At 44.9% G+C, this 17,982-nt stretch carries 15 protein-coding genes and 1 pseudogene; 5 read left to right on the top strand and 11 right to left on the bottom strand.

The features are described 5' to 3' along the window. Positions 1 to 182: 182 nt before the first annotated feature. Both QUA62_RS02520 and QUA62_RS02515 read right to left on the bottom strand, forming a co-directional pair. The gene (locus QUA62_RS02520) at positions 183 to 881 is read right to left on the bottom strand and encodes a GDYXXLXY domain-containing protein (RefSeq protein ID WP_333402230.1); all 699 of its coding nucleotides are present in this window, start codon (positions 879 to 881) and stop codon (positions 183 to 185) included. Between the two features lie 98 nt (positions 882 to 979). Beyond that, a complete protein-coding gene (locus tag QUA62_RS02515) occupies positions 980 to 2,380 on the bottom strand; it encodes a DUF2157 domain-containing protein (protein ID WP_333402229.1) in 1,401 nt (466 codons plus the stop codon). A 338-nt stretch (positions 2,381 to 2,718) separates the two neighbouring features. Here QUA62_RS02515 and QUA62_RS02510 point away from each other — a divergent pair, with 338 nt between their 5' ends. Beyond that, the gene (locus tag QUA62_RS02510) at positions 2,719 to 3,312 is read left to right on the top strand and encodes a Uma2 family endonuclease (protein WP_333402228.1); all 594 of its coding nucleotides are present in this window, start codon (positions 2,719 to 2,721) and stop codon (positions 3,310 to 3,312) included. A gap of 310 nt (positions 3,313 to 3,622) precedes the next feature. On the opposite strand, the gene QUA62_RS02505 is transcribed toward QUA62_RS02510, so the two are convergent. From QUA62_RS02505 to QUA62_RS02490, 4 genes and pseudogenes are all read right to left on the bottom strand, one after another. Continuing rightward, a complete protein-coding gene (locus QUA62_RS02505; protein ID WP_333402227.1) occupies positions 3,623 to 4,597 on the bottom strand; it encodes a leucine-rich repeat domain-containing protein in 975 nt (324 codons plus the stop codon). A 497-nt stretch (positions 4,598 to 5,094) separates the two neighbouring features. Then, the gene (locus tag QUA62_RS02500) at positions 5,095 to 5,805 is read right to left on the bottom strand and encodes a DUF547 domain-containing protein (protein WP_333402226.1); all 711 of its coding nucleotides are present in this window, start codon (positions 5,803 to 5,805) and stop codon (positions 5,095 to 5,097) included. A 197-nt stretch (positions 5,806 to 6,002) separates the two neighbouring features. Next, positions 6,003 to 6,071: pseudogene (locus tag QUA62_RS02495) on the bottom strand (pentapeptide repeat-containing protein); the annotation flags it as partial. 6 nt (positions 6,072 to 6,077) lie between these two features. Then, entirely contained in the window at positions 6,078 to 6,215 is a 138-nt protein-coding gene (locus QUA62_RS02490; RefSeq protein WP_333402225.1) for a pentapeptide repeat-containing protein, read from the bottom strand. 239 nt (positions 6,216 to 6,454) lie between these two features. Here QUA62_RS02490 and QUA62_RS02485 point away from each other — a divergent pair, with 239 nt between their 5' ends. Beyond that, a complete protein-coding gene (locus tag QUA62_RS02485) occupies positions 6,455 to 7,933 on the top strand; it encodes a bifunctional orotidine-5'-phosphate decarboxylase/orotate phosphoribosyltransferase (RefSeq protein WP_333402224.1) in 1,479 nt (492 codons plus the stop codon). A gap of 325 nt (positions 7,934 to 8,258) precedes the next feature. Here the strand turns inward: QUA62_RS02485 and leuB are convergent, their stop codons facing one another. Next, positions 8,259 to 9,344 carry a 3-isopropylmalate dehydrogenase gene (gene leuB / locus QUA62_RS02480; RefSeq protein WP_333145250.1) on the bottom strand — a complete coding sequence of 362 codons (1,086 nt, stop codon included), beginning with the start codon at positions 9,342 to 9,344 and terminating at the stop codon, positions 8,259 to 8,261. Between the two features lie 212 nt (positions 9,345 to 9,556). On the opposite strand from leuB, the gene QUA62_RS02475 reads away from it, so the two are divergent. Then, a complete protein-coding gene (locus QUA62_RS02475) occupies positions 9,557 to 10,762 on the top strand; it encodes a DUF4336 domain-containing protein (RefSeq protein ID WP_333402223.1) in 1,206 nt (401 codons plus the stop codon). A 157-nt stretch (positions 10,763 to 10,919) separates the two neighbouring features. On the opposite strand, the gene QUA62_RS02470 is transcribed toward QUA62_RS02475, so the two are convergent. From QUA62_RS02470 to QUA62_RS02460, 3 genes are all read right to left on the bottom strand, one after another. Beyond that, positions 10,920 to 11,561, bottom strand: a complete 642-nt coding sequence (locus tag QUA62_RS02470) for a HEPN domain-containing protein (protein ID WP_333402222.1) — start codon at positions 11,559 to 11,561, stop codon at positions 10,920 to 10,922. Between the two features lie 13 nt (positions 11,562 to 11,574). Further along, a complete protein-coding gene (locus QUA62_RS02465) occupies positions 11,575 to 12,822 on the bottom strand; it encodes a DUF262 domain-containing protein (RefSeq protein WP_333402221.1) in 1,248 nt (415 codons plus the stop codon). A gap of 116 nt (positions 12,823 to 12,938) precedes the next feature. Next, a complete protein-coding gene (locus QUA62_RS02460; RefSeq protein ID WP_333402220.1) occupies positions 12,939 to 14,762 on the bottom strand; it encodes a metallophosphoesterase family protein in 1,824 nt (607 codons plus the stop codon). A 302-nt stretch (positions 14,763 to 15,064) separates the two neighbouring features. On the opposite strand from QUA62_RS02460, the gene QUA62_RS02455 reads away from it, so the two are divergent. Continuing rightward, positions 15,065 to 16,042 carry an acetamidase/formamidase family protein gene (locus tag QUA62_RS02455; RefSeq protein ID WP_333402219.1) on the top strand — a complete coding sequence of 326 codons (978 nt, stop codon included), beginning with the start codon at positions 15,065 to 15,067 and terminating at the stop codon, positions 16,040 to 16,042. Positions 16,043 to 16,198: 156 nt separating this feature from the next. Further along, positions 16,199 to 16,483 (top strand): hypothetical protein, encoded by a 285-nt coding sequence (locus QUA62_RS02450; protein ID WP_333041379.1) that lies wholly within the window; start codon positions 16,199 to 16,201, stop codon positions 16,481 to 16,483. Between the two features lie 252 nt (positions 16,484 to 16,735). Here QUA62_RS02450 and galT read toward each other — a convergent pair whose 3' ends face one another. Then, on the bottom strand, positions 16,736 to 17,758 hold the full coding sequence (gene galT, locus QUA62_RS02445) for a galactose-1-phosphate uridylyltransferase (protein ID WP_333402218.1): 1,023 nt from the start codon (positions 17,756 to 17,758) through the stop codon (positions 16,736 to 16,738). Positions 17,759 to 17,982: the final 224 nt, after the last annotated feature.

Raw genomic sequence — 17,982 nt, 5'->3', positions numbered from 1 at the left:
AGTCTTATATATCTTAATAGATTCTCCTGGGTTGTCGGCAATTGAAATGTCTGCGCGAGCGAAGCTATCCCCAACGCGCGTGCGTTCGGTGAAGGGTAGGGAATCGCCCAACCTCCGCCTCTATCTAAGCAAAAATACTCAAAACAAGGGCAAAAGACCGATCGACCTTTTGCCCTTTTTGGCTAAAATCGATAATTGCGATCGCGCACCCACAAACTCACAGGCACAGCATGGCCTGTTTTGTCAACCTTTACTTCTACCAAAAAAGATTGTCGCTGGTTCCTTTGAGCTTCGCTAATCTCCTGATTGACTTTTTCCCTTTCATCCTCTGGCATATAATAAGTTTCTAAGCCGTATTCCATCTGCCAACCGTTATATTTGCCCTTAATTGCGATTTGATTTGCTGGCAAATTGGTGGGATTTTCTAGACTGACGCGGAGGGGTTTCCAAGCTTGGGGGCGGCCGGGATTTGTCGCGGTTTTTGGCGCTTCTAATATTACATAAAAACTGGTTTGCGGCTTGACATTCTGTGTATTTTGTGGACAAGCAACCCCGGGCGGACAAGGTGTTTTGTCGGCAGGTAAATCTTTCCAGCCGGGGAGTTTTTGCAGATTTGTGCGATCGGAAATATCATAGCTCAAAACTTGGTAATATCCGCGCAAAAAGTCGTAAGGATCTACTGGTGCTGTTTGCAGGACAACTGTTTTGCCAGCCATAAAAGTGTAAACTGCGGGAGCGGGTACGGCGGCAATTAGTCCGATTTGCAAGAGTAAAGGAACCCACAGCCGCCACGCGGGAAGGCGTTTTGCTTCCGGGGGAAGCTGAAACACATTTGTTGTATCTGGATTTTCAACTAATAAGTCAATTTTGTTTGTGTTCATATTAGGTATGGGCTATATTGTTTAGGGTTGTTTCCGAATGATTAAACCGCAGAGACCGCAGAGGGCGCTGAGTTAGAGGAGAGAGAGATGAATAATTTCTATTCATCCGGGATTGTTGCGAAGTGGCGCTCGAACCACAAACCAGCAGCAATTACACCAATTCCGCACAAAACAAATACAAAAGATTTGAGCAACAATCCTGTGTTATATTCAAATACTCGGCTGATAATTTGCAGGGTGATTAATACCATGCCTCCCCAAAAAGTTTTGCGGTTTCCTAATGCTAAACCTTCTCGGATTAAGCCGACAGCGAGCAGAAACGATAAAACATTGAACAGAAAGGTCGCTAATTGAGGAATGGGAGTAAAATTGAGGTGAAAAAGCGGTATTAAGGCGCTGGCGAGGATGAAAATGCCGATCGCACTTGTAGTCAAATCCACTGCTTTTTGTTTTGGTCGCCGCAGTTCCAAACGTCCCAAGCGCAGCCACTCAAACACCGTGAAACCGCCCAAAACAGCCACATTTGCCAGCAAAACCCAATCGGGATCAGTTGAGGCAGGATTCGGCGAATTTTGCCACAACCAGTGGAAAGAAAGAACATAAAACAAAGCGGCGAGAAACAGCAGTGCTAAACTGCGGGCGGTAGGTTGAAACAGCCTGCTGTTTACCTTCGGCCAGATTGCATCGTCGTATCCCCACAGCAAAGCGGGCGGTAGGGCGCAAAAAATTGCTGCACCCCAGGTGGGATTTAACCCTTGGACGATAGAAACTTGTAGGGAGAAAATTATCGCGATCGCACTTATGGCAAAAATAGCACGCGATCGACACCAATAAGCCAGCGGCACAAACATTATACTCGCTGCGATCGGCATTTGCCGCACCAAAACTTCCAGCCAAGAAAACTCGACTTTGGAAGACCAATCTAACACGGCCAGCCAATAGCCTAAACCGACTAAAAGTGCGGACAAAACGCCCAAGGATGTCAACCGCAAACTGTAAGCCATTCCGAGCACGCCGATTCCCCAAGTGAGGTAAAGTCCGTAGGAAGAACCGCCAATGTGAAACATTTGTGCCATCAAAGCCATATTTGCTCCTAAAATCAGAGCTCCTAACAGCAACAATCCTTCACCTAGGAGTTTGTTTCGCCCTATTGTTATGGGCATATTGAGATTGGAGTTTTGGCTTCGGGATGGGGGAATGCGCCACAGATAGAAACCCGCTGCATTGACTGCAACGAAAAGACTTAGCAGCAGCGCAACTCTCACTTCTCGCGACCAAACTTGCCAGTTTGCCGCTACAAAGGTGATGACTCCTATACCGAGGAGAATGCCGCCGAGACTCATCAGAATGCTGAGGAAACGGTTGCGGGAGGCGGTTTCGAGTGTTTTGAATTGGTAGCGTTCCGAAAGTTGTTGGTAGAATGAAGTATCGATGAGTCCTTCTGCTTGCCAGAGTTTGGCTTGTTCTCGCAACTCGCGCCGAAATTTATCTGAAATCATTGTTTGTATTCCAGAGGATTTGAACTCAATACGGTTCAGTTAAGCCCGATCCCCCCTAGCCCCCCTTAAGAAGGGGGGGACAAGAACTTACTCAAAGTCCCCCTTCTTAAGGGGGATTTAGGGGGATCTCCGAGGAATAAACAGTTTTAACTGAACCGTATTGGATTTGAACTGTGATAGTTTTTAATATGTCACTTGTGGGTTGATTGTCGATGGAGGCTGGGACACCTGTCTAACTTGCACAGCAGATTTGATTGAGATCCTTCGGCGGTTGAAACCGTTTCTATATAAACAAACTCCCAGCAGCAAGGGACGAATAAATTAAGGAAGGTAATTTTATGGTACAAGCTGAATCTAAAAAATTAACTTTTGACGAGTACCTTAATTACTCAAATGATACGGATCAACGCTATGAGTTAATTGATGGGGAATTAATCGCTTTGCCGCCAGAATCTGAACCTAATAATTTCATTGCTAACTATCTATTTTTCTATCTGGCTAGCAGCGGGCTAGTGCCACTTAGACTGATTAAAACGCATAATTGCGAGGTTCAAGTTGCCGTTTTGCGATCGGGAGATGCCGCCAACCGCTACCCGGATTTGATAATTCTGGAACCTGAACACATTCCGCTGACAGCAAACAGGCTAACTATCACTTTCGATATGTTGCCTCCTCGGTTTGTTGTGGAGGTAGTCAGTCGGGGTAGACTGGGCAGGGATCGGGATTACGATCGCAAACGAGCTCAGTACGCAGCGCGGGGCATTGCAGAGTATTGGGTTATCGCTCCAATTGAACAAGTTGTGACGGTTTTGCGGCTTGAGAATGGGCAATATGTTGAGGTTGGGGTATTTCGGGATGGAGAGGCGATCGTATCTCCGATGTTTCCACAGCTAAGTTTGACGGTTCAACAGATTTTGAGTGGAGAGGTTTAAGGGCGGATCAATAGCTAATTGGTTAGCATTCATCTAACCACCTACCGATTAGTGAAAATCTCCACCCTCAACCTGATTGAGGCCATGTTTCAATCCCTGATAGGGATTTAGGTTGATTGCAACCTGTAAGTTTCGCTAACAGTCACACCATTTTTAGATAGTGACGTGAGAATATCATCAACCTTACTTTGCTAAATAAATCTAGGCGGGGAAACTCAATTTTCCCCGCCTAAAGTCTGGAAGTTATATACTGCAAGCATCCAGATATGCTTAAAACCTAAGTTCTAAATCTAAAATTACTCGTTACAAATTAATCCATACCTAGTTCTTTCACGTTCAACAATTGTCGGAGCGCTTCGGGAATAGAAGTAATTTGATTGCCGGCAAATTGAAACCATTCCAATTTTGACAAATGCCCAAGCGTTTCGGGAATGGAGGTAATCCGATTATCACAGAGGTTAAACCATTTCAAATTCGACAATTGTCCGAGCGCTTCGGGAATAAAAGTAATGTGATTACGTTCTAGGTTAAGCGATGTCAAATTCGACAGTTGCCCAAGTGCTTCTGGGATGAAGGTAATCTGATTGTCCTCAAGCGAAAGGTCTTCCAAGTTCAATAATTGCCCAAACATCTCTGGAATAGAGGTAATCTGATTGGCGCTAAGGTTAAGTGTTACCAGATTCGACAATTGTCCCAGTACATCGGAGATGAGAGTAATTTGATTTCTGGCAAGTGAAAGCTGTTTTAGGTTAGACAATTGTCCGAGTACCTCTGGAATAAAGGTAATTTGATTGTCTTCAAGGAAAAGGCTTTCCAGCTTCGACAGTTGCCCGAACGTCTCAGAGATATAGGTAATCTGATTGCGATCCAAACAAAGCCCTGTTAGATTAGGCATTTGCTCGAGAAAATCGTCTGGGATTTCGGTAATCTTATTATTCGACAAGTAAAGATCTGTCAAATTCGACATTAATCTTAGTGTCACTGGAACATAAGTAAGCTGATTCCCACCGAGGTACAGCGATGTCAAATTCGATAGAAAGCTGAGAACTGTAGGAACATAAGTAAGCTGATTCCCACCGAGGCTAAGTGATGTCAAATTTGGGAGATACTTAAGCTCCTCTGGAATATCAGTAAGGCGATTGCCAGAGAGATTAAGGTGTCTCAAATTCTTACACCTGATAATTTGTGATGGCACTTCATTTAAATCTAGATTGGACAAATTCAGTTCCATCGATCTACCTTTGGTAGCTCGATCAATTCGTCCTATTGCTTTTTCTAGCGTCATATACTTTATTTTTCTGTATTATTCATTTGATTATGATAATTAATTTAACATATCTTGACGTAAACCCTTTATTTAAACCTATAAAACCCACTACGCTCCAACGGTGGCGGGTTTTCTGTGTCTGTACCGCAATCACCGCACTCTCACCGCGCTCTGACCGCTCTCTGTGTGCCAAGTGTGCGAGCGCATCCCTGTTTTTAAAAAAGCTGTGGGTTTTGGGGTGAGTGTGTGAAGCAAAAAAGCTAGACCGCCACCGCTCCGACCGTGGTTAGGGTGCGATTTAGGCAGTGCCAGCCAGTGCCAGCCATCCAATCACCCCAAAACCCCACACACCGCCCTAAATCACCGCATTCTTAACCCTCACCAGTGCCAGCCGTCCGATCGCCGCGTTGCCTCGGAGTCATCCGATCGCCCTGTTGAATCTGGCAATTTGAAGGGGTAACGACAGCCGAAAAAAATTACCCTCTCAAAAAAACACCTACCCATAGGCGCAAATTTTATCCATCAACCCGATTCAAATTCCAGTCGTAAGGCAAAAAAACCATCGCCCATCCATCACTCACAGCCGCCTCCGGCCCCAAATAACCGCCCACATACTCAGCCACCGAACCCGCCGCCTTTACAAAATCCTCGCCGTACCACTTAAAAATCTTGCTCAAATAAAGCGTCTTTTTCTGGGCATCATATCGCACCTTATCAGGATTGTGAATAAAACGGCTGGCATCCGCTTCTAGTTGAGTCCGTACCGACTCCGGGAAATAAGCCCCGCGACGCAGCAGCGGGCACCCGACAGAAGCGCAAACTAATGCAAAATGGATGCGCGGTTCCGCAAATTCCGGCCGCAAAATTGCGTGTTCGATTTGATTGAGACTGTACTTTTTGCCGCCAATAATCACATTTGAACGAGTGAAAAAATCCAAAAAACTCAGCCAGTTGGGAATTCCCAAAACTTTGGGACGGATCGACGCGATCGGATATACTTCCAGAACTTGAGAAATTGCGATCGCATTGTACGCATTCAGCCACAACGCCAGCCGCGCATCCGCATCAGTAAAATCCGCCAAATCCAAATCGGCCAAACTTTCCAGCCACCCCCTCAAAACATCCGCCCCCTCAGCTTTCCAGCCCCGATAATTGACGCGGCCGAAATCGTCAACGTAGCGTTGCAGCAACTCGTCCCAAATCCTAAAGTCGATCGTAGCGCTCATTTATTACTATCCATAATATAAGGCGGGCATTGCTTTAGCTTCTGCTTCTATAGCAATCCTAAATCATTTGTGAATTTCTTACTCCCTCCCCTTGGTAAGGGGAGGGTTGGGGTGGGGTAAAAAATTTACGGCTCATTTAGTATTTCTATATTTAATACTACCGTCAACCGAAATAACACCTGCAACGGTAGTATTTTTTAGATTAGACCCGTTAAACGGGCTCTGGTTAAAATAACTTTAGTCAAATTAGCGCCTTGTAAATTAGCTTGCCGCTAAGAAGCCCCGCTCAAATTTGCCCCCGATAAATTAGCTTCCCTAAAATTTACTTCTCTCAAATCTGCCCCTTGCAAATGGGCATTTGCTAAACTCGCGTGCGGCAGGGAATGCCGATCAAATCGCCGCCCGGACACTGGTTAGTTTACCACAACTAATTGACTTGCTTGGAGTTAGCTGCAATCACCGGTGTAGCCAACCCGAAAATCATTCCCCATGAAACTGCTGGCAAAGTTACAGATTTCCTGCTCTTTACATTCTACAATCTTAAAAGATTCTTAATTTCAATTTCAACGGGGATCGGTTTCTTCCGGCACAACACCCCTCCCACTTTGAGCTGCAATTTTTTAATTTCCCCTTACCTCCCTAACACACTATGAGCGATCGAACAGACTTTTTCGATAAACTGTTAGCGGCTGTTGAAACCAATCAAAGTTTGCTGTATTTAGCCCTCGATCCAGACCCGGAAACCTTGCCCGCGCTGGTTTCTATGACTGGGGAGGAAACTCAAAGTTTTGTAACTGATTTGTTGGCAAAGCTAAAAAGTGCGATCGACCAAACAGCAGATTTAATTTGTGCTTGCAAAATCACCCTCGGTTTTTACCAATCTCTCGGTATTCCCGGTTGGGCATTGCTGCAAGAAATTTTAACAATTATTCCCCCTCACCTGCCAGTAATTTTAGATGCCAAACACTGCGATTTAAATACCAGCACAGTGTTTGCCAAAATTGTATTTCAAGACTGGCGAGTTGACGCTATTACCTTAAGTCCCTATGCCGGATTCGACCAAGTAGCGCCTTTTTTGTTATACGCCGGAAAAACTGTTTTTGTACTCTGTGCCACCGCCAACCCCTCAGCCGAGGCTGTGCAAGAATACCCGACGCCAGAAAATCCTTTGTACTTGCAATTAGTCCGACTCTCTCAAACTTGGGGAACTCCCGAAAAACTCGGTTTAGAAGTAGGACTAATGCCGGATATGTTAGCGCGCATCCGCCAAGCTGCTCCTGAACGCCTAATTTTAGTCGAAGGAGACATTGCCGAAGAAAATGGCATCGCAGAAGGAAACGACCTCGCACAACTGCTGGCGGCCGGTTTAAGCAAGAATGGTGAAGGTTTATTGCTGCCAGTCCCCCCGAGTTTATTAGCGGAGAAAGAGCCGCGCCGAGAAATTGAGAAATTGCGGGATAATATTAATCAACAGAGGCTAAAGGCGATCGAAGGTAGTCCCACTTGCGAATTGTGGCTGCCGGATGTTTGCTTTTTGCAACAGGAACCTCACCGCGATTTAATCTTGCAACTTTATGACATCGGCTGCGTAGTTTTTGGCGACCACGTACAAGCATCGGGCGCCGTATTTCCATATTACATCGACTTGCGGAAAATAATTTCTATTCCGCAGATTTTCCACCAAATTGTCAGCGCTTATGCAGACATTCTCAAGGATTTAAAATTCGATCGCATTGCCGGAATTCCCTACGGTTCTTTACCCACAGCAACCGGTTTAGCATTGCGGATGGAACGCCCGATGATTTTCCCGCGCAAGGAGGTGAAAACTTACGGGGCGGGCAAGTTAATTGAGGGGCATTTTCAGGCAGGAGAAACGATTGTCGTAGTCGATGATATTTTGATTAGTGGCAAAAGCGTGATGGAAGGCGCGGGCAAGTTAAAATCAGCGGGGTTGAATGTGGAAGATATTGTAGTATTGATCGACCACGAACAGGGAGTTAAAGATAAATTGCAGGCTAATGGTTATCGCGCACATTCTGTGTTAGCGCTTTCGGAAATTGCTGAGATTTTGTATCAAGCAAATCGAATTGATACCGAGCAATTCAATCTTTTGAAACCGGAACATTAAACCCCAATTCCTGTAGGGGCGGGTTTTACCAACCATCTACGCCAAAAATTAATAATCTCATAAACCCGCCCCCACCAAGCTGTAAACCTTAATGTACATTTGGCTTGTTTTAATGGAGGCAGAGCCTCCTGAAAGGCGTTACCAGGCAGAGCCTGGTAACGAGTAAATTAATTGTCTCGTTTTCTAGTTACCAGGCTCTGCCTGGTAATTAATATCCGGAGGCTCGGTTTCCAAAATTCTGTCTCGTTTGCCTTGTTTTAGTGGAGGCAGAGCCTCCTCAAATGCGTTACCAGGCAGAGCCTGGGAACGAGTAAAGGTAAATAGATCAACCTTGCAAAACTTCAATTAAAGCATCGCCCATTGCCCGACAGCCGACGAGTTTCATGCCTTCCGACATGATATCACCAGTGCGATAACCCCGATCCAAAACTTCGACAACTGCTTGCTCGATTTTATTAGCAGCTTCCGGCTGATTTAAGGCGTAGCGCAGCATCATTGCCGCGCTTAAAACTTGGGCGATGGGATTTGCTTTATCTTGTCCGGCGATGTCTGGTGCGGAACCGTGCACGGGTTCAAAAACTCCCGGCCCGCTTGCTCCCAAACTAGCAGAAGGCAGCATCCCAATGCTACCAGTTAGCATCGCCGCGGCATCGGAAAGAATGTCGCCGAATAAATTGCCGGTGACAATTGTATCGAACTGTTTCGGCCAGCGAATTAACTGCATGGCTGCGTTGTCAACGTAGAGGTGAGAAAGTTCGACATCAGGGTATTCTGAAGAAAGGGCAATAATACGATCGCGCCACAGTTGCGAAACATCCAAAACATTCGCTTTATCAACGGAACACAGCCTTTTCCCGCGCTTCCTGGCCGTCTCAAAAGCCACTCGCCCGATTCTGTCAATTTCCGACTCGGTGTAAGCCATCGTATTGACACCGCGTTTTTCGCCTGTTTCCGTCTCAAAAATACCTTTCGGTTTGCCAAAATAAATGCCGCCTGTGAGTTCGCGGATAACCATAATATCCACGCCTTCGACAACTTCCCGTTTCAAACTAGAAGCATCAACCAACTGCGGTAAAATAGTCGCCGGACGCAAATTTGCAAACAATCCCAATCCGGCGCGCAGTCCTAATAATCCCGTTTCCGGGCGCTGTTCGCGGGGCAAATTATCCCACTTGTAACCGCCAATTGCTGCTAACAATACTGCATCGCAGTTGCGGCATTTTTCCAGTGTTTCTTCGGGTAGCGGATTGCCTGTTGCGTCAATAGCAGCGCCGCCCATTAAAGCTTCTTGAAATTCAAAGCCGATGTCCAATTGTTGACCGACAAGTTTCAGGACATCTACCGCCACAGCGATAATTTCAGGACCGATGCCGTCTCCTGGTAAAAGAGTGATGCGGTAGTTTTGAGTCATATCTACTAAGTTGAGAAATTTTTGCGAGCTTATCATTGTATCAGGACAAGTCAGCTAAAAATTCATTCTCGATCTCTTAGTCCGCAGAGGCAGACTTCGTTTGACTCTCGACAGCGGTTTCAACAGCCGATTGATCGAGACGATAAGTTAATCTATAACTAACAATAGTTCGATCGCACGCACGTACAAAAACATCGGCAAGGAGTCGCGCAGTGGCAGAGGGCGAAGGCATACCAACATCAGCACAGATTGATTCTCGGGACTATTCTTGGGCCTTTTGGCCAGTCGTCCCCCTCTATCCCTACAGCAAGCGGCGCACCATCCGCAAGGAAATAGTTAAGGATACAATCTGGACTTTTGACCAGCTACAAGGCATTTTCTACGTAGTCGTCCCGATTCGGATGACAGTAATTAAACTAGAACCCGAAGGCCTTCTCGTCTACGCCCCCGTTGCACCGACTCCTGAGTGCATCCGCTTGGTAAAAGAGTTAGTAGCAGAGCACGGCGAGGTGAAGTACATCCTGCTGACAACGGTTTCGGGCATCGAGCACAAAGTTTTTGTCGGCCCCTTTGCGAGGAGTTTTCCCCAAGCGCAGGTGTTGGTCGCCCCGCAGCAGTGGAGTTTCCCTGTGAATTTGCCGCTGAGTTGGCTGGGTTTGCCGGCGAAACGCACTTCTGTACTGCCATTTGACAGCAGCAACACGCCGTTAGCCGATCAATTTGACTGGGCAATTCTCGGCCCGCTGGATCTCGGTTTGGGCAGATTTGCTGAAGTTGCGTTATTTCACAGGCGATCGCGCACGCTGATGTTAACAGATTCCATAGTTTCGATTCCCGAAAATCCGCCCGCGATCGTCCAACTCGACTCGTACCCGCTGCTATTTCACGCCAAAGACAGCGCCTTGGACACGGTGGCAGACACCCACGAAAATCGGCGCAAAGGGTGGCAGAGAATCGCCTTATTTGCCATGTATTTTACGCCTAGCGTGCTGGAAGTGCCGCCGTGGTCGCAGATATTTGCCAGCGCGCGCCAAGCGCCAGAACGCTCTAGAAAAGCTTATTTCGGGTTGTATCCGTTCAAGTGGAAAACACATTGGGAGCGATCGTTTGAGGCTTTGCGGGGAGGAGGGCGGTTGTTTGTGGCGCCGATTTTGCAGACATTGATTCTCAACCGCGCCCCGAGGGAAACTCTCGATTGGGTGGATCGAGTGGCGAGTTGGGACTTTGAAAAAATTGTACCTTGTCACTTCGATAGTGCGATCGACTCCCGGCCGCGTGAATTTCGGCAAGCATTCTCGTTTCTGGAAAAACACTCGCCTGTTAATTCTTTACCCGAAGACGATTTTAAATTGCTCAGGCAGATTGATGCGGGTTTGAATAAAACAGGTTTAGTTCCGCCTGCAAAAGAGAAAGTTTAATCTGAAATTTTGCACCATTCTGAATAAGCTGTTTGAGCACAGGCATCTTGCCTGTGCCACAAAAAAATAAAGTATTGTGGAACGGGCAAGATGCCCGTTCCGGCTAGAAGCCTACCAAAAAGATTAAACTCTTGACAATTGGTGTCGGTTTATTCATTTATCTCATTAAATTATCAATCAGCTCATCCACCCTCAAAAGTTCTTGAATAATTTGCTCTACCCTCCGCAGTTCATTTATAGGATTTAGGCTTCTAATAGTTTTCGGGGATGTAGCTGAAGTATGTGCCGCAACACCTCTTTCTTCCCCAAACGTATTCATGGTAGCCAGCCAAGCAGGATCTAAATCATCGGTATCTATTCCTATTGGCAAAAGCAACGCCAGAAGATTAGCTTCTTTGATTCCATGATTCGAGTCAATGCTTCGCTTAAAACTATTAATAGCTAAATCTATTTTTTTGTTGACTTTTATTTTTTCCGGTGGCAAAGCTTTACTTCCCTTAGTTGGACTCAGTGTATCTGGTGGTGCTTCCATCATTTGACCAGAAAAGCCAAGCAAGCAGATTAAAGTACGGCAAGTCTTACCCTGACTATCCCAATTCTTCTTAGCATTAAGGGCTACTTCCCAAACTCTGTCCTCAAAATAAGCCTCAATTTCGGCATGAACTAAAACTCTGTAGGCAAGAGTTAAGGCTAGCTGCCGCTCGGAATATGAACCTAGAGGATTAATCTTAGGAAAAAATTGTTTTTTTAACCTATTTAACTGTTGGGTTAGAGTACGAAATCTAACTGATTTTGGCATACCTCTCAATAACTTACCTCAAACCGTTAAAGATAATATGGTTATCTACGAGTTCAGGTACATTAAACTCTACATCCAAAACCTTTAACAAAGCTTGGCCCCACAGTGAGAGACGAGTATGAGTTTCGCGAATGCTAGTTGTGCTTTTCTCAACAGCTTCTCTGAATTCGCTATTAGATGATGAACATAACTCTTTAAAAGCTTTTTCCACACCCGCCGGATTCTTCTCAGCAGCTTCACTAATAACTGGATCTGAAAAATAAAAAACCATTACATCTAAAATAGCTCGATTAAACTTGCCTCGGTAAGTATTATAACTACTCAACCACACACGAAATATATTTTCTTCTCCAAATATTCTAGTGGTTGTTTGCACTGCCTTTTCAAATTGGCTAACTGTATATCTGACCTCAGTTTCTTTCTCTTTCCAATCCTTGTTGAGCTTTTTGCAAGTCATATCCAGGAACACTTTAAGATTACCGCGATAATCGGATAAAAAATGATGGAATCCTACATATCGCAGTAATAATTCGACATCGCGCATTCGAGGATCGGGATTTTGGGATTTAAGTATTTTTCTTAAAGCCTGATTTTTAATTGATTCGTCATCTAAAAAATTGATGAAATCACCTGGATGCAATGCTTGCCTGAGTTCTTGGGGAGATAGCGGAGTATTTTCTACATTCAGACGGAGAAAAATTTTGTAGAGTAAACTTTCTGTATGCCAATTCCGAATCAATGTAGTACGAAGAGTTTGATTATCGAGTGCATCAAGTACAGAACTATGGAGAAGATCGTTTTTTAGAGCCTCATGCGTACAACCATTGAGTTCAGGTCTAAATTCTAAGTTTTTCAAAGCAAAACTATCGTTGGGAGTTTCGCTCCTTCCATAAAATTGCAGAATCGTAAGCAAGCGTTGCTTGCCGTCAAGAACTACAAATTTTCCGCGCTTTTTATCTTGAGAAGCCAAAACTATATCTGGAATGGGAAATCCTAGAAAAATAGATTCAATAAACCTGCTTTTGCGAGTTATATCCCAAGCATCTCGTCTTTGAAATCTTGGATTAAGTTGAATATTGTCACGAACAAGTTGATCGAGTATGGTGGCTGTGGTCCAGTCATTTCCCGCTACAATTATTTCGGAAATTTCGTCTAATACTGATTTGGGATTACCATTAAATTCAAGCTCATAATCGAGAGCTTCATCTTCCTCATCAAAGCTTACTTCTTCTTGTTTTTCTAAGAGGTTTAGTTCAGGCATGACCGCGCTCTACTGGGTAAGTTTAATTTGGATACAGATACCTAAGTATAGCAGAAGTCAGAAGCCTTAAGTTATCATAGCAGTAACTAATTTATCGATTATGAAAACGAGCGCTTTTAATTTTTACGTATTTTTAAGCTCGATGGCGAATTTTTCAACTTAAACTCATCAAACTTTACCACTTCCGACTCCGGTTTCCGCGTATCAAAATAGTAGCTACTCACAACACCACTACCCGTATCAAAAATAGTAAAAGCCGTAATATCGTTGCTATCAATATACGGCAGCGGCCGCCCGTCTTCTGCCAACAAAGGCGCAACAGTCGGCACCACAGGTTCCAATCCGTTCGGGTCTCCAATAGCGCTGTAATCTTCCCGATATCCCGGCGGCACAAATCGGCGCTTTTCCCCCGCAAAAGCACCGTAACTGTTACCCACATTAGAAGTCTCCAAAAAGTGCATTCCGCTGGAACTTACAAATCGATTCCACAAGTGCGAATGTCCGTAAAATACCAACTGCACCCCCGCTGTTTCTAGTAGCGGCACTACATCCCGAATCAGATAATCTTGCTGTTTCGGGTACTCGTAACGCACCATTTTAATCTCGCCATTCTCACCGCGATCGACTATTTGCACTGGGTCAGTATAAGCAGGTACAATATTGTCGCCCAGAGAATGCGGCGGGTGGTGAAACATCACAATTTTATATTTTGCCTGCTGGAATTCCGCACTTTTTAACTCTTGTTGCAGCCAATTATATTGAGCGCTGCCCTTGACAATCGGCTCAAAAATATGCTGTCCGTATCCCCACTTTTCGGGATTATTAAAATCTTCGTCCCGTTCGCGATACCTGCCTCTGGCACCCGGATCTAAATTCGGAGTCCGCCAAATATTCGTGGCATACAAAGTAACTAACCGCACGTCCCCAAAAGTCACAGCATAGTATTTTTTGCCCCCCGACAAATTGAAAATTTCGTCATAGGTATCGCTATTAAAAGTATTGTTTTTCAGCCATATTTCCCGCACTGAAGAGTCATTATTTGGATTCAAAGATGCAGCACGTTGAGCGTATATTTTCTCGGCAGCGGCGCGGGGAAAAGGATCGTTAAATTGGTCACCGAGTGTGCTGTTGGTTGCAAAGCGACCCATGATTTCGTGATTCCCAATGGCGGGGAATAAAGGCGCGTGTTGGATCAGTTCGCCGCCGCTGTAAACGGTTTTGATGCCGTTTTTGTCGAGTTCGGAAAATGCGCGACCTTGCAGCGCGGGAAAGAAGGCGCGGCCTCGGTAGTCGTCAAACCATTCAGAAGCGCGATCGGGTATATTAATTAAATCTCCTGCCATAAAAACCGCGTCAACTCTCCCAATTGTTTCAGCTACTTTCTGCAGATTTGCTGCTGTCATAGGCATCAATTGATGGTCGGAAGTGAGGAGGATTTTGAGCGCAATTCCTGCTGCTGGTCTCGGAGAAAGAGTGAAAACTTTGCTGCTGACAGATGCGCTGTCTTTCCTTTCGCTGGTGACTCGATAAGGAATGCGAACACCCGGCCTTAAATTGGGCACTTCTGCTTCGTGGCGCCAGATGTCGCGGACAATTGGATTGCTGTCAATTATGCTTTGTTTGATTTCATCGGAAATGTGAGAGTCTTTGTCTTCGCGAGTGCGGCTCAGCTTGGTAGTATTTGCCCTCACAGTTTGATTCAAATTTTCGCCGTAAGCAACAGTGTTGCGAGTACCAGCAAACTCGGTAAACCAGACAACTCGCACCGAGTTTACTGTTGGGAGTTGCAAAAACGGATCGGTTAAAAGCTGAGGTTGATTAAGGTATGATTGCATCATGAAACCTAGCAGTAGGACAATCAAAATCAAAACAGCAAAAAACCAGGGATTGCGGGGCAAATCTCTAGAATTTTTTAATTGATCTGGCAAGGGTGTCAACATTAGTCATTAGTTATTAGTCATTAGTCTGAAGAAAAAACAGCCATCGATTTTAGATTCTAGACTGGGAATTTTAAACTACCAAGGTTATCAACAAGTTAAGAAATTAGTAAAATATCTCACATCTAACAAACTTGAACCATTTTTTCACCTCTTCTTATCTCTCAATTCTCTTTCTCTGCGCCCTCTGCGCCCTCTGCGGTTCATAAAAAAAAATCTTTCTCACAAATGCTTGAGACTTGCGATATAACATTCTTAACACCCTTCCTTCAATCTAAAATCTAAAATCTAAAATCTAAAATCCCATGACTCGCCACCTTCTCAAGGCTAACTGCAACACCGTACACTTGGGCGGTTTTTCTCCGAATATCGAACCTGCTTTAAGGGTGGATTCGGGCGATCGCATCGACATCGAAACCTATTCAGGATATTATGTTGCTGACAAAGCCCCGCCGGAATTTCTGACGCCGGAATTTTTAGATATTTGTCAGAATTTGCCTCCCCACCGCAAAGTTGGCCCCGGGCCCCACTTGTTGACAGGCCCGATTTATGTTAACAATGCCGAACCGGGAGACGTTTTAGAAATTCACATTGAGGATGTTTACCCGAGTTTACCAGTCGGATTTAATGCAATTCGCGCCGGGTGGGGAGCTTTACCGGAGTATTTCTCCGAACCTAAATTGCGGTTTATTCGGCTAGATTTAGAGCAAAAAATTGCTGAATTTCCCGCAGGTAGCGGCATTCGGATTCCCCTGCATCCTTTTTTTGGCATTATCGGCGTCGCCAATGCCGAAATCAACCGTTCTTCTATTCCTCCAGAGCGCTACGGCGGCAATATGGACAATCAGGAACTCCAAGCAGGAACGCGGTTATTTTTACCTGTTTTTATGCGTGGCGGTTTACTGTCCATCGGCGACGGACATTCGGCACAAGGAGACGGTGAAGTTGACGGTACTGCCATTGAAACTTCGATGAAGGGAACTATTCAAATCATCTTACGCAAGGATTTTATTCTGCTATTTCCGTTTGCAGAAACGCCCACTCATATTGTGATTATGGGATTCGGTAGAACATTAGATGAAGCGTTTGAGATGGCGGTAAAACAGACGGTTTATTGGCTGCAAAAATTTGCAGGTTTCAAAGAAGAAGATGCTTATGTTTTGTGTTCCATCGCGGTAAATTTTCGGATTACGCAGGCTGTCAACAATCCCCAAAAAGGAGTTCACGGAATGATGCCAAAGTGTATTTTGCCGGCGGTGAAAATTATTGGTCACCGAGTTTGAGGTAGTATGGTAACACGCGATCGACAAAAAACTTAAGATCGCGATCGCACAAACTACACAAATTTGTCACTGCTGTGGTCGATCAGGATCGCAATCCTGTTGACAATTAAGCTTAAAATAAGATAAGTTACCAGTTCTACCTAAATCGAACTCAACATGAAAAACCAGACTGACGATGTTGCCAAAAAAGATTTAGTCGATCGAGCTTTTGGGAGTGCAGAAATACCAGATCCGACAGCGTGGGTGCACGAACATTATTTTCTGGCTAATTTCGCTCATACTCTGGCCCATATCCAAGAACATATGTCTGAAGACAGTTGCGAAATCGGCGAGAATGGTGAGTCGGGCGAGGGGATATTATCGATCGATGCCAAAATTAGAGATATGTTGAGAGCTACTTTTAGCGACGACGGCTGGCAGTATGTCGAAAGTTTATTGTGAGTTTGGTACAATCCCTAAGTATTTGTACCTTCATAACTTGAGCTCGTAAATGATACCAGTTTCACAAAAGAATGCAACTGTAGACGGGTGATCTAAACCCTTAGATCATTCGTTCTCCCCAATTTTTTAATCTCAAATATTAAATCTCAAATAATCTCACTTCTCCCCCAAGACAGACTCGCAAATCAGAGTGGCTGCGTGCATTTCCCCTACAATTTGACGTAAATTTGACGTACTGTGATGTAGGATACTTTAGATGGGGGGGAAATTACTGTCGCTAGGAATGTCGATCGATCGCAAAAACGCCGCACTTTCTTCGGGCAAAGCAGTATTGATAAACATCCCGCTGCCCAACTCAAACCCAGCTTGCTTGGTGACTCTGGGAATAATTGCAATATACCAGTGAAAGTATTTTGTTGCCCGTTGGGCGATCGGCACCGAGCGAATATTATAGTTGTAATCGGGATTGTTCAATCCGTAATAAAACTTAGCCAGTACAGTTTTCAAAGTATCAGCCAGATCGGTAATTTCCGCATCAGTAATTTCATCAAACGAAGAGGAATGCCGGCGCGGAAAAATCCAAGTGTGAAACGGTGAAAGTGCAGCGTAAGGGATAAAAGCTACAAAATGTTCACTCTCACAAATCACTCTTTCCTTTGCCGCTAATTCATCTTCCAAAGTCCGGCAAAACAGACATTCTCCCGTGTCGTCAAAATATCTAATAGCTTCGTCGATGCGACTGCGGAATTGGCTGGGTACAACGGGTGTCGCTGCTATCTGCGAGTGGGGGTGTTCGAGAGAAGTTCCGGCAGTTTCCCCGTGATTTTTGAAGATAATAATGGTTTCAATGTGGGGATTTTTCCTAATTTCTACATAGCGCTGGCGGTATACTAAAAGTATGTTTTCAACTTCTTCAACACTCAACAAAGCTGTCGTCAAATCGTGTCGCGGATGTTCGACAATTACTTCGTGAAAGCCGATTCCCGCCATCGTGCGGTGAATTCCCGATGATATCCTCATCCATTCTGCTGTCGGGGAGAGGGCGGGATATTTGTTGCAAATTGCCCTGACTTTCCACCCAGTGCGATCGCCCAAGCGGCAAGTTTCTAAGGTTCCGTCTTCCTCATTTCCCACGCAAAACGGGCAATCGGCACGGTGCGGTGGCACTACTGCGGCCGACTTTTTTTTGTTAGCGAATTGATCCGGTCTTGTCGCCCGTTCGGTGGCGATGATTACCCAATCTCTGGTAATTAGATTTTGTCTAAGTTCAGACATTTTCTTACCTTCAGTTTCCGGGTCAAATTGTCTCTTATTTTAGATACATGATTTGTAATTTGTCATCGCTTTCTTGTAAAATCTTAATAAATCTTGACTTTTAAATTTCCGGCTTGTAGTCTGCTAGATACCAGAATTATTCAATAATTCTGGTGTCTAAAGTGGGTAAAGCTAATAGCAGTTTGAACAAGTGAAAAAGAATCGTAAAATCGTTGCTAAATTCA

Source organism: Microcoleus sp. MON1_C1, from assembly GCF_036701945.1.
Taxonomy (GTDB): Bacteria; Cyanobacteriota; Cyanobacteriia; order Cyanobacteriales; family Microcoleaceae; genus Microcoleus.
This window is presented reverse-complemented; position numbering and strand designations above follow the sequence as displayed.

Excerpts from the sequence above, each read along its gene's own strand:
- QUA62_RS02505 (WP_333402227.1), bottom strand. The coding sequence starts at position 4,597 with ATGACGCTAGAAAAAGCAATAGGACGAATTGATCGAGCTACCAAAGGT.
- leuB (WP_333145250.1), bottom strand. The coding sequence starts at position 9,344 with ATGACTCAAAACTACCGCATCACTCTTTTACCAGGAGACGGCATCGGT.
- QUA62_RS02485 (WP_333402224.1), top strand. The coding sequence starts at position 6,455 with ATGAGCGATCGAACAGACTTTTTCGATAAACTGTTAGCGGCTGTTGAA.
- QUA62_RS02500 (WP_333402226.1), bottom strand. The coding sequence starts at position 5,805 with ATGAGCGCTACGATCGACTTTAGGATTTGGGACGAGTTGCTGCAACGC.
- galT (WP_333402218.1), bottom strand. The coding sequence starts at position 17,758 with ATGTCTGAACTTAGACAAAATCTAATTACCAGAGATTGGGTAATCATC.
- QUA62_RS02515 (WP_333402229.1), bottom strand. The coding sequence starts at position 2,380 with ATGATTTCAGATAAATTTCGGCGCGAGTTGCGAGAACAAGCCAAACTC.
- QUA62_RS02520 (WP_333402230.1), bottom strand. The coding sequence starts at position 881 with ATGAACACAAACAAAATTGACTTATTAGTTGAAAATCCAGATACAACA.
- QUA62_RS02510 (WP_333402228.1), top strand. The coding sequence starts at position 2,719 with ATGGTACAAGCTGAATCTAAAAAATTAACTTTTGACGAGTACCTTAAT.
- QUA62_RS02465 (WP_333402221.1), bottom strand. The coding sequence starts at position 12,822 with ATGCCTGAACTAAACCTCTTAGAAAAACAAGAAGAAGTAAGCTTTGAT.
- QUA62_RS02460 (WP_333402220.1), bottom strand. The coding sequence starts at position 14,762 with ATGTTGACACCCTTGCCAGATCAATTAAAAAATTCTAGAGATTTGCCC.
- QUA62_RS02455 (WP_333402219.1), top strand. The coding sequence starts at position 15,065 with ATGACTCGCCACCTTCTCAAGGCTAACTGCAACACCGTACACTTGGGC.
- QUA62_RS02450 (WP_333041379.1), top strand. The coding sequence starts at position 16,199 with ATGAAAAACCAGACTGACGATGTTGCCAAAAAAGATTTAGTCGATCGA.
- QUA62_RS02470 (WP_333402222.1), bottom strand. The coding sequence starts at position 11,561 with ATGCCAAAATCAGTTAGATTTCGTACTCTAACCCAACAGTTAAATAGG.